10 protein-coding genes are annotated in these 11,728 nt (G+C 55.8%); 4 read left to right on the top strand and 6 right to left on the bottom strand.

The annotated features are described in order from the left end of the window. Positions 1-48: 48 nt before the first annotated feature. Positions 49-624 (top strand): glycerol-3-phosphate responsive antiterminator, encoded by a 576-nt coding sequence (locus GO007_RS08945; RefSeq protein ID WP_095098596.1) that lies wholly within the window; start codon positions 49-51, stop codon positions 622-624. On the opposite strand, the gene GO007_RS08950 is transcribed toward GO007_RS08945, so the two are convergent. From GO007_RS08950 to GO007_RS08970, 5 genes are all read right to left on the bottom strand, one after another. After that, the gene (locus tag GO007_RS08950; protein WP_095098599.1) at positions 621-1,475 is read right to left on the bottom strand and encodes an electron transfer flavoprotein subunit alpha/FixB family protein; all 855 of its coding nucleotides are present in this window, start codon (positions 1,473-1,475) and stop codon (positions 621-623) included. The genes GO007_RS08945 and GO007_RS08950 overlap by 4 nt on opposite strands. After that, on the bottom strand, positions 1,472-2,254 hold the full coding sequence (locus tag GO007_RS08955; RefSeq protein ID WP_095098602.1) for an adenine nucleotide alpha hydrolase family protein: 783 nt from the start codon (positions 2,252-2,254) through the stop codon (positions 1,472-1,474). The genes GO007_RS08950 and GO007_RS08955 overlap by 4 nt, the downstream gene beginning before the upstream one ends. Next, positions 2,232-3,644 (bottom strand): MFS transporter, encoded by a 1,413-nt coding sequence (locus GO007_RS08960; RefSeq protein WP_095098605.1) that lies wholly within the window; start codon positions 3,642-3,644, stop codon positions 2,232-2,234. The genes GO007_RS08955 and GO007_RS08960 overlap by 23 nt, the downstream gene beginning before the upstream one ends. A gap of 190 nt (positions 3,645-3,834) precedes the next feature. Further along, a complete protein-coding gene (locus tag GO007_RS08965; protein ID WP_095098611.1) occupies positions 3,835-5,289 on the bottom strand; it encodes an FAD-binding oxidoreductase in 1,455 nt (484 codons plus the stop codon). A 193-nt stretch (positions 5,290-5,482) separates the two neighbouring features. Beyond that, entirely contained in the window at positions 5,483-6,268 is a 786-nt protein-coding gene (locus GO007_RS08970) for an SDR family oxidoreductase (RefSeq protein ID WP_095098614.1), read from the bottom strand. Positions 6,269-6,586: 318 nt separating this feature from the next. Between GO007_RS08970 and GO007_RS08975 the strand changes: the two genes are divergently transcribed. Both GO007_RS08975 and GO007_RS08980 read left to right on the top strand, forming a co-directional pair. Beyond that, on the top strand, positions 6,587-7,885 hold the full coding sequence (locus GO007_RS08975) for an MFS transporter (RefSeq protein ID WP_095098617.1): 1,299 nt from the start codon (positions 6,587-6,589) through the stop codon (positions 7,883-7,885). A gap of 26 nt (positions 7,886-7,911) precedes the next feature. Next, entirely contained in the window at positions 7,912-9,390 is a 1,479-nt protein-coding gene (locus GO007_RS08980) for an FGGY-family carbohydrate kinase (RefSeq protein ID WP_095098620.1), read from the top strand. Positions 9,391-9,428: 38 nt separating this feature from the next. Here the strand turns inward: GO007_RS08980 and queE are convergent, their stop codons facing one another. Beyond that, positions 9,429-10,100: a 7-carboxy-7-deazaguanine synthase QueE gene (gene queE / locus GO007_RS08985; protein WP_041147731.1), complete on the bottom strand. Its 672-nt coding sequence runs from the start codon at positions 10,098-10,100 to the stop codon at positions 9,429-9,431. A 489-nt stretch (positions 10,101-10,589) separates the two neighbouring features. On the opposite strand from queE, the gene GO007_RS08990 reads away from it, so the two are divergent. Continuing rightward, positions 10,590-11,699 (top strand): SDR family oxidoreductase, encoded by a 1,110-nt coding sequence (locus tag GO007_RS08990; protein WP_095098623.1) that lies wholly within the window; start codon positions 10,590-10,592, stop codon positions 11,697-11,699. The last annotated feature ends 29 nt before the right edge of the window (positions 11,700-11,728 follow it).

Consider the following 11,728-nt stretch of genomic DNA (forward strand, 5'->3'; position numbering starts at 1 on the left):
GCGCCCCCGCAGCCTGAATGATGACGAGTAAAATACGAAGGACACACCATGCCCCTGTTACACCTGCTACGACAAAACCCGGTCATTGCGGCCGTCAAAGATAACGCCAGCCTGCAGTTAGCCATCGATTCCGAGTGCCAGTTTATTTCCGTGCTGTACGGTAATATCTGCACCATCAGCAATATCGTGAAGAAAATCAAAAACGCCGGTAAATACGCGTTTATTCATGTCGACCTGCTGGAGGGGGCGTCGAATAAAGAGGTGGTGATTCAGTTTTTGAAGCTGGTTACCGAAGCGGACGGGATCATCAGCACCAAAGCGCCGATGCTAAAAGCGGCCAGAGCGGAAGGCTTTTTCTGCATTCATCGCCTGTTTATCGTCGACTCTATTTCCTTTCACAATATCGACAAGCAGGTGGCGCAGTCCAACCCGGACTGTATTGAAATCCTGCCGGGCTGCATGCCAAAAGTGCTGGGATGGGTGACGGAGAAGATTCACCAGCCGCTGATTGCCGGAGGCCTGGTCTGCGATGAAGAAGATGCGCGCAATGCGATGAAAGCCGGCGTTGCGGCCCTGTCGACCACCAACACCAGCGTCTGGAAATTAGCGAAGCAGCTTAATTAATCCTGCGTACAGGCTACCAGTGCTTCCAGTACCGGTAGCCAGTCATCCACGATGCCGACATCCGCCTGAGAAAATACCGGCGCGCTGGCGTCATGATTAATCGCCACGATAAATCGGCTCCCGCGCACTCCCGCCATCAGCGCCGCCGCCCCTGATGCGCCAGCCACAATGCAGATATCCGGAGCCAGCAGATGGCCGGAAATACCCACCAGGCGATCGGCATCATAGCCGCCATTCATCACTCGCGCTCGGCTGTAGCCCGCTTCCGCGCCCAGGTTTTGCGCAAGCGCCGCAATGCCTCCCGCATCGGCCTCTTCCCCGCCCTGCCCGACAACCAGCACCCGCTCCGCCGCCAGCAAAGGGTGCGCGCCCGCGCGCTCAACGCGCTCAATCTCCGTCAGCCACTCGGGCTGCGCCGCCGGTACGATACGGCGCTCCGGCAGGCCGTCAGGAAAATCCCCGGACGCATTCCCTCCGGGCTGGCGCGCCAGGGAGAGGCACAGCGGCCGGGCGCTCACCTCCAGCGTGGCCGTGAGCGCATTGCCCCAATGAGACTTCGTTACCCGACCCTCCGGCGCATTCAGCGATAGCACCTGGCATACGCTGCCTCCCCGCAGGCGCCAGGCCAGCCGCGTGGCCAGCTCATCGGCCAGCGTTCCCGCCGGGAATAGCACCATATCCACCGGCGTCTGTCGCCACTGAGCGACCAGCGCATCCAGAAGCTGCCCGGCAACCTCCGCCCCGGCGTTTGGCGTCCAGCGCTCGAGGTCCGCCGCAGCGAGATCGTTTGCCGCCAGCCAGCCGCCCATCGCGGCGCGATCGCCGGCGGCCATAACTATCGCTATCTTCATGGCCGCATCCTCTGGCATAAATAGTTCTCCCACAGCGCCCCGGCTTTCTCCTGCGCCGTCGCGCCCTCAACGATAACGGCCGCGCGCCGCGGCGCCGGGCGCATCAGGCGCAGGCACTGAACGTCAGACGTCGCCTCAACGGTCGCCGCCTGGCGCACGATGTCCGCCTTTGCCGCCGCCAGGCGCTGGCGCATGCCGGGCACCGGGAGCGCCACTTCGCCGCACTGCCTGACGGCAATCACCGCCGGTAGCCGCACCCGGCAGCGGCGGATGCCGGAGTCCGTTCGCTGCTCGACAACGGCGAAAGGCGGTTCGAGCGTAAAGCGTTCAACCTGGCTGAAACAGGGCCAGTTGAGCATTTCCGCCAGCAGAAACGGCGTCTGGCCATTTTGCCCTTCGCTGCTCTGACAGCCGGTCACGATCAGCTCCCCGCCGTGGCTGCGCTGCCAGTCTGCGATCTGTCCGGCGATAAACGATGGCGCAAAGCGCAGATCCGCTGCCGTCTCCAGCAGCACCCGCTGGTCAAACCCCAGCGCGGCAAAGTAGCGCAGCCAGTGCAGCGCGCGCTCGTCGCCAATGCTTAATGCGCTCAAGGTCATCTCGCAGCCCGCATTGCGCTGGGCCAGCAGCAGCGCGGCGGCGGCCTGCTCATCGGCGCCGATAGCGCTGCGCAATAGTGCGACATCCGGCCCGCAGGTATCCAGCGCGGCGGCCTGCCAGTCCTTTTCCGCCAGCATGCCGGCGTCAGGCTCCGGCTTAAACGCCAACAGAATGTTCATTCGCTCCTCCTTGTCTTTTGTCGCCGCTCCCGGCAGCAGCCAGCGGCAGCGCTTTGGTTTCCGGGGCCCACAGCCAGGTCACCACAAAGCCGATCAGCAGTACGCCGGCCAGTAGCAAAAGGGTGACCGTCATCCCCCACTGCGCCAGGGTCCAGGGCAGCAGGCCGGTGCCGATCGCGGCCCCAAGCCGGCTCATGGCGGTTGCGAAGCCAACGCCCAGCGAGCGGATATCCGTAGGAAAGCTTTCCGCCGGTAGGATCCCCACCAGATTGCTGACCGCCGAAATCGTGGTACTAAACAGGATAAAAAGCAGCAGCGTCCAGGGGCTGCCTGCCGGCAGGCAGGCCATGACGAGTAGCGTCGTCGCCAGCAGCAGAAAGCTGCCGAGCAGGAAATGACGATGGGCCAGCAGATGGGTTAATACCAGGCCCAGCAGCGCGCCAACGATCAGCAGCGCATTCAGCAGCAGGCTGGCGGTCAGCGCATCTTCAAGACCGATGGTTTCGGCGATGGTGGGCAGCCAGGTATAGATAACGAACCACGGGATCACCAGGCAGACAAAGAAGATGCTGTTAAATGCCGTTCGCCGCCAGTAGCGCGGTGAAAACAGCGTTCTGATCCGTTTATTGGTTGCCGTCACCACCTCGTCGCCGAGCAGCACGTGCGGGCCAAAGCAGCGGCGCACCACCGCATGAGCCTCGGCGAAGCGGCCCTGGCGTAATAGCCAGCGCGGAGACTCCGGCGTCCCCCAGCGCAGCAGCGTGATTAACAGCGCCGGTAGCGCGGATGAGGCCAGCAGCCAGCGCCAGGCCTCCGGGTTTTCGCTAATAAAGTGGTGCCCGGCGAGGCTTGCCAGAACGTACCCGATGGTCCACACCACGCTAAACGCCCCGAGCAGGATGCCCCTATGCCGGCGCGGCGCAAATTCGGCGAGCAGCGTATGGCCTACGGAGTAATCCCCGCCCAGCCCAATGCCTATCAGGATCCGCAGGCCAATAAGCTGTTCAGGCGTGGTGGCAAAAAACTGCAGAAAAGAAGCGATGGTAATCAGGACAAAGCTGAGGTTGAAAATCTTCTGGCGGCCAATGCGATCCGAGACCCACCCAAGGATCAGGCTACCAATAAACAGCCCAAGCAGCGCCTCCCCGCCGATCATCCCGGCCATAAAAGGCGTCAGGTGCATGGCGGGGGTCAGCTGGATAATGGCGTAACCGATGACGCCGAGGACGTAGCCGTCAACCAGGTGCGCGCCGAAGGTTAGTGCAGCAATCCGGCAGTGAAAACCGTTAAGCGGCAGGTCGTCCATTCTCACCGGTGAAGCGTTCATTTCTACCCCTTCATGGTCCGGTAAAGGCGGCTTCCCGGTTGAGAAGCCGTATATACCCGTCATACTTCAAGCGGCTTGTGGGTTAGCTTTGTTACCCGGCTCATCCATGAGCCTCGCCCTTGAGGACCGCCGCTACACGGCGTTCAAATCTGTTCCGGACAGATTTGTCGCTCACCCAACATAGCTATCTATGCTCCAGGGAATTGACTCTCTTGCCGCCTGCGAGCAACTCGAATTATTTGGGATATAACTATTATTTTTCAATCGGGTAAATCGTTCCGGTATTCATAATTCCGTTTGGATCAAACTGCTTCTTCAGCCCTTCCAGCAGCGGCCACGCGCTGCCGTGCTCCAGCTTGCTCCAGTGAACGCGATGTTTACCGATTCCGTGGTGATGCACCATTGAGCCGCCGAGGCGAATGGTCTCTTCGCAAATGATCTTGTTGAGCGGGTTATGGTATTTATCAATTTCCTCTTCCGGCTTACAGTCCACCACGTTGTAGTCGTAGACGAAGTACATGTTGGTGCCGTTCATATAGCTATGAGAAGAGTGGCCGCCCAGCATGGTGATATCGTCCGCGTGCGGGAACTCGGTGCGGATGCGGTTGATTACGCTTTCATAGATCTCATTGATGCAGCTCCAGCAGCCCGACACCTCCGTGGTAAAGCCCATATTGCCGGTTTTGAGGATCTGTACGCGTTCGGCAGCCACTTTTTCCGGGCCCCAGTTGAGGTGGTTGAACCAGGTTTCGATCAGCTTGCTGTCTACGCGCCGGCACTGCGGATAGCGCGCGACAACCTGCGCAATACCTTCCCCGGTTGCTTTCGCCATCAGCGGGTTGCCTTCGGCCATAAAGATCAGCACGCATTTGCCATCGGCAAAATGGGTAAAGTGCTGGGTGCCGTCCTCGGCATCGTACAGACGGGCGATCGACGGGCGATAACCTTCCACCATGACCTCGCGCAGGATGCTGAAGCCCACCTTCATATCGTCCAGCACGTAGCCGTAGAACAGGTTATTTTCCGGCGTGAACCTGAAGATTTTCACCGTCACTTCGGTGATATAGCACAGCGCACCTTCGTTGCCGATGATGATATGGCGAATATCTGGCCCGGCGGCGCGGCGCGGAACGTTTTTGATGCGGGTGACGGTGCCGTCGGGCAGCACGGCCTCAAGCCCGACTACCATATCTTCGATCGCCCCGTAGAGCGTGGAAAACTGGCCGATGCTGCGGGTTGCCACCAGGCCGCCCATCTGCGCCAGCGGCTTGGACTGCGGCGAGTGCCCGGTGGTGTAGCCTTTTGCCCGCAGCGCGTTTTCGAGAATTTCCAGCGGCACGCCGCACTGCGCGGTTGCCTGCATATTTTCAATATCAATATTCAGGATTTGGTTCATCCCGGCACCGTCCAGCACCACAGAATTTTCCACGACGGTTTCGAGGCCACCTTCGGTCGCCGAGGCGCCGGTACGCGGTACGCCGTTGATCTTATGCTGGTTCATAAAGGACAGTACGTCAGAAACCTGTTCGGTCGAGCCTAGCTTAACGACCGCGGCGGGCAGCGGCAGCGTAAAGACGCCGTGGATGTCGGCATATTTACGAAAGCGGTCAATACTGTTGCGCTTTAAAACGGTTTCATCGGTGATCACGCGATCGGAACCGACGATTTCTTTTAACTGGTCAACAATCGCTTCACGGGATAAAGACATAGTAATACCTTCCTGATAATTAATTCGGAACAGACACTTCATCCTTCAAGCTGCCTCTTTATTAACGGCTTTTATAAACCCCAATAACATTGCGTTCTATATTACCGGAGATTTATTTCCTTACGGCCTCGACGCATCCTGAATGATATTTTGTGACATAATTAATAAAAACACAGAAACCACCGGTTAAGAATTAACGCACCAGATAACCGCCGTCGACAACCAACAGATGGCCGTTAACATAATTGGATGCCTGACTGGCTAAGAATACGGCTGCGCCCATTAGGTCCTGAGTATCGCCCCAGCGGTTTGCCGGAATATGGTCCAACACGCGCTGATTGGTTTCGGGATTGCTGCGGGTCGCCAGCGTAATATCGGTTGCATAATATCCCGGGGCGATGCCGTTGACCTGGATATTATACTGACCAAGCTCGTCGCAATATGCCTTAGTAAAACCGGCAAGCGCGTGCTTAGTTGCAGAATAAGCCGGTGACCACTGGCCGCCAAGGTAAGAAAATAATGAGCAGATATTAATAATTTTGCCGCTGTGTTGCGGGATCATAATTTTTGCCGCTTCATGGCTGAGCTCGAAGGGTGCCGTCAGGTTAACATCGATCATCGGGTCCCAATCCGCACGCCCGAAGTCCAGCACCTTATTCAGTTTACAAATTCCGGCATTGTTGACGAGGATATCGACCGTGCCAAAGCGTTCACAGCAGGCGGCGATGATCTGCTGCGGCGCGCCTTTGGCGGTAATATCCACCTGCATAAACTCAACTTCAACACCCTGTTTTTCAATAATTTCTTTCGTCTCTCCGTTATCCTTGACGACGCTTGGGATAAACAGATTCGCTCCCGCTTTAGCCAGCGCCATAGCAAAGGCCTGACCCAGCCCGCTATTGCCGCCGGTCACAATTGCCGTTTTACCTTTCAGAGAGAAGAAATCCATTGAGAACGCGTTAAGAGATTCGATTGACATAGTTGGCTCCAAATTCCTTTAGGCAAAAAAAAAGAAAGGTAACTTCCCCCACGAGAGGGAAGTTACCTTTCTCATTGTCTCTGGTAACTGAGCTAATTTTTTAGCACAGCGCCCGAGCACCTAATGTGATCGCAATCACAGATAAATATTTCATTCATAAATTATGCGCAAAGCTATGAAGCGTGATTATTCTCACACTAAAACCCACGCTGACATGTTATTCCTAATCGCAATTACTAGAGACCAGAGAAAAGTAATCCACCTGCAAAGGCGGTTTACTTTTCTCTTTTTTTCGTCTATTTAAAATGAGATCACGATATGCAACAGAATTCATATCGCCGTTGGATAACCCTTGCCATTATTAGCTTTAGCGGCGGCGTCAGCTTTGACCTTGCCTATTTACGCTATATCTATCAAATCCCAATGGCAAAATTCATGGGATTTAGCAATACCGAAATAGGCTTAATTATGAGCACCTTCGGTATTACTGCTATTATTCTTTACGCCCCCAGCGGGGTTATTGCTGATAAATTTTCCCATCGTAAAATGATTACTTCAGCGATGATCGTTACCGGCCTGCTCGGTTTATTAATGGCGACCTATCCACCGCTGTGGGCCATGCTCTGTATTCAGGTCGCCTTTGCCATCACCACCATTCTGATGCTGTGGTCCGTTTCAATTAAAGCCGCCTCGCTGCTCGGCGATCATAGCGAGCAGGGGAAAATCATGGGCTGGATGGAGGGGCTGCGCGGCGTTGGCGTTATGTCGCTGGCGGTATTTACCATGTGGGCATTTTCCCGCTTCGCCCCTGACGATAGCAACAGCCTGAAGGTCGTTATCCTGATTTACAGCGTGGTTTATATCCTGCTGGGGATATTGTGCTGGTTCTTCGTCAGCGACGCGCCTCAGCGCGGCGGCGCGGCGCAGGAAGATAAAAAGGCGTTTCAGCTGAGCGATATTCTCGCCGTCCTGCGCATCAGCACGACCTGGTACTGCAGCATGGTCATTTTTGGCGTCTTTACCATCTACGCCATCCTCAGCTACTCCACCAACTATCTGACGGAGATGTACGGTATGTCGCTGGTGGCCGCGAGCTATATGGGGATTGTCATCAACAAAATCTTCCGCGCGATTTGCGGCCCGCTGGGCGGCATTATTACCACCTACAGCAGAGTGAAATCCCCGACTCGCGTCATTCAGCTGCTGTCGATCGTGGGGGTTCTGGCGCTTATAGCGCTGTTAGCCACCAATTCAAACCCGCAGTCCGTTGCGATGGGGATCGGCCTGATCCTGCTGCTGGGCTTCACCTGCTACGCTTCGCGCGGGCTCTATTGGGCCTGCCCCGGCGAAGCGCGGACGCCGGGCTACATCATGGGAACAACCGTCGGTATCTGCTCGGTTATTGGCTTCCTGCCTGACGTTTTTGTCTATCCGATCGTCGGCCACTGGCAGGACACCCTCCCTGCCGCAGACGCTTACCACAATATGTGGCTAATGGGCCTGGCCGCGCTGTGCATGGTGATCCTCTTTACCTTTTTGCTGTTTCGTAAAATACGCCGCACCGACGCCGCGACAGAACGCGAGGCATCGCTGGCCGCAGAAACTGCTGGCGAGTGATGGTGAAAATTTAAAGGAGAATAATAATGTCGAAGAAATACATCATTGGAATTGATGGCGGGAGCCAGAGCACCAAGGTCGTGATGTACGACCTGCAGGGAAACGTGGTCTGCGAGGGAAAAGGCCTGCTGCAGCCAATGCACACGCCGGACGCCGATACGGCGGAGCACCCTGATGATGATTTGTGGACCTCTCTCTGCGCCGCCGGACGGGATCTGATGGGCCGGTTCGCGGGCCAGAAAGAAGATATTGTCGGCATCGGTCTGGGCTCCATCCGCTGCTGCCGCGCGCTCCTTAAAGCCGACGGTACGCCCGCAGAACCTCTCATTAGCTGGCAGGATGCCCGCGTCACCCGGCCTTATGAACACACCAATCCCGACGTGGCCTGGGTCACCTCATTTTCCGGCTATCTGTCGCACCGCTTAACCGGCGAATTTAAGGACAATATCGCCAACTACTTTGGTCAGTGGCCGGTGGATTACAAAACCTGGGGGTGGAGCGACAATGATGAGGTCGTTAAGCAGTTTAATATTCCGCGCCGGATGCTATTCGACGTGCAGATGCCCGGCACGATTCTGGGTCATCTCACCGGCCAGGCGGCTCTCGCGACCGGCTTCCCGGCAGGATTGCCCGTTATCTGCACCACCAGCGATAAGCCGGTTGAGGCGCTCGGCGCAGGGCTACTGGATGATGAAACGGCGGTTATCTCATTAGGCACCTACATCGCCCTGATGATGAACGGCAAAGCGCTGCCGAAAAATCCCGTCGCCTACTGGCCGATTATGTCCTCCATTCCGGAGACGCTGCTGTACGAGGGGTACGGTATTCGCAAGGGAATGTGGACGGTTAGCTGGCTGCGGGACATGCTGGGCGAATCCTTAATTCAGGACGCCGGGGCCCAGGGCCTGTCGCCGGAAGATCTGTTAAATAAAAAGGCCGCAACGGTGCCACCGGGCTGCAACGGTTTAATGACCGTACTGGACTGGTTAACGAATCCCTGGGAGCCCTATAAGCGCGGGATAATGATCGGTTTTGATTCCGGCATGGACTACGCGTGGATTTATCGTTCCATTCTGGAGAGCGTTGCGCTGACGTTGAAAAATAACTACGACAATATGTGCAATGAAATGAATCGATTCGCTAAACATATCATCATTACCGGCGGGGGTTCGAACAGCGACCTCTTTATGCAGATCTTCGCCGATGTATTTAACCTGCCGGCCAGACGCAACGCTATTAACGGCTGTGCAAGCCTCGGGGCGGCAATCAACGCCGCGGTTGGATTGGGTTTGTATCCCTCCTACGCGGCAGCGGTTGCAAATATGGTGCGGGTAAAAGATACCTTTATGCCAGTAGAGAAGAATGCCAACAGGTATGAGGCATTAAATAAGGGGATCTTCAGGGAGTTAACCACGTATACGGATACGATTTTGAAAAAGTCGTATGCGGTCACCCACGGTAGCCTGGAAAACGTTGACGCGATTCAAAGCTGGTCGAACGCGTAGCGGACGCGCCGGGTAGAACGCATCTACCCGGCGATTTATCAGGCAATATTCAGATACTTATGCGTTTGCATCGATAGCCGCCAGTTGCGGGCGATGCAGGTCTCAATACACAGACGCGTCGCATCCTCTTTTTGGCTGATAGGCTGCAGAGCAATAATCCGCGGCTTGTCGTCGGTGAGCGTTTCCAGCAGTTCATCCAGCGCTTCGATATCGCGCACGCGCCCCACCGGATGCTTGATTTCATCCGCCCGCAGCAGCGCCTGCGACAGCACGTCGTAACCGCCGCGCATGTTGACCTTAGGGGAAACCGTCACCCAGGCCCGCGGGCTGCAGCGCACTTCATGGGTGCCGCTGGTTTCAATCTGGCAGCTGAAGCCGTTATGCTCAAGCAGGGTCGTCAGCGGGGTAAGATCGTGGATGCAGGGCTCGCCGCCGGTGATCACCACGTGACGAGCGGTCCACCCCTGACGGCCAATAATCGCCAGCAGATCTTCGCCGCTGGCCGGGCCCCATTTATCGCTCTCTTTGGTTTTCGCCAGAATGCTGAACAGCGACACTTCCCGATCGGCAAGTTTGTCCCAGGTATGTTTGGTATCGCACCAGGCGCAACCAACCGGGCATCCCTGCAGGCGAATAAAAATGGCGGGCACGCCGGTAAAGTAACCCTCGCCTTGCAAGGTCTGGAACATCTCGTTAATCGGGTACTGCATAATCATCTCTGTTTAGGTTCTAAACGATCATTATCGCAGATTTGCGCGCCCAGGTCTTGTCCTCAGCTGCGATGGCGCGTGCCTCGCCCCCCATACCCTAAGCAACGCCCTATCCGCCATCTGACGATAAAACTGCGGCTATTATTCATCTTTACGCTGCCAGATTTATGGATTATCCGCACCGTATTAATAATTCATTTTATTTTTTAGATTCGCGCCTTTGATGTAACAAAAAATTTTAAATATTACATTAATGAAAAATATTAAAACCTGAGAAATAAATAAAATAATCAATAAAATCATTAATGTACAAACTGATACATGAAAGTTCGAATCTTTATAAATAGCCTGATGTCGAATCCAATCCACGCCCGTTCATAACCTTAAAACAGTCTTAAGAATTGGTTTAAATGGCCCATTTTCCATTTACCCGCCGTTTAGTTTAGCCCGCCTAGAATCCACTCGACTAACCATGATGAGACTGTATTCATGAATACATTATTAATTACAGGCGTTACCGGATTTCTGGGTGGAGCAGTTTTAGAGAATATCCTGAATCAAAAAAATGGGGTTAATCTGCTGCTTTTAGTTCGTGCCAATAATGGTGAAGCAGCGCTTGCCCGGGTTAAAGACAATCTGCGTAAATTCAATATCGCTGAGGAGACGCTGGCGACGCTGAGCACCCGGCACATACTGCTGGGCGATTTGGCAAATCCTGAAGAATTCCTTGCCGATCCGCGCCTTGAGCGCGTTACCCACGTGCTCAACTGCGCCGCCGTCGCCTCGTTCGGCAATAATCCGCTGATCTGGAAGGTCAACGTCGAAGGGACGCTCCGCTTTGCCCAACGCATGGCCGAGGTCTCCGGGCTGCAGCGCTTCCTGCACGTTGGCACGGCAATGTCGTGCTCGCCGGAGCCTGATTCTCTGGTCGCGGAAAGCGCCGAATTCCGCGAGCGCGCCGAACATCTTGTCGAGTACACGCATTCTAAATCGACCATCGAGCGGCTGATGCGGCAGGAGTGCCCGACGCTTCCGCTGGCTATCGCCCGCCCCTCTATCGTCGTCGGCCATACCCATCACGGCTGCCAGCCCTCCAGCAGCATCTTCTGGGTATTCAGCATGGGCCTGATGCTGCAAAAGTTCATGTGTTCAATGGAGGACAGGATTGATGTTATTCCCGTTGATTACTGTGCCGACGCGCTGCTGATGCTGCTCGACAGCCCGCTTGCCCGTGGTGAAGTGGTGCATATATCGGCGGGGGAAGAAAACAGCGTCAGGTTTGCCGAGATTGATAGCGCGATGGCCTCCGCGCTGGAGCGGCTGCCCGTCGGCGACAGCTATGCCCAGGTGAGCTATGAGACGCTGGTTAAGATGCGCCGTGAGCTAAAGGACATCTTTGGTCCGTGCAATGAGCGCCTGATGCTGAAAGCCATGCGTCTGTATGGCGCATTCGCCACGCTTAACGTACGCTTCAGTAACGATAAGCTGCTGAGTATGGGGATGCCCAAACCGCCGCGCTTTACCGATTATATTGACCGCTGCGTGCAAACTACCCGCGGGCTTTCGATCCCGCAGCAAATGGCCGTCGACTTTAAATAATCGCCGCTGTGCAGACAAAAAAAATGCCA

The organism is Klebsiella sp. 10-1 (assembly GCF_009758445.1).
Lineage (GTDB): Bacteria > Pseudomonadota > Gammaproteobacteria > Enterobacterales > Enterobacteriaceae > Klebsiella > Klebsiella scottii.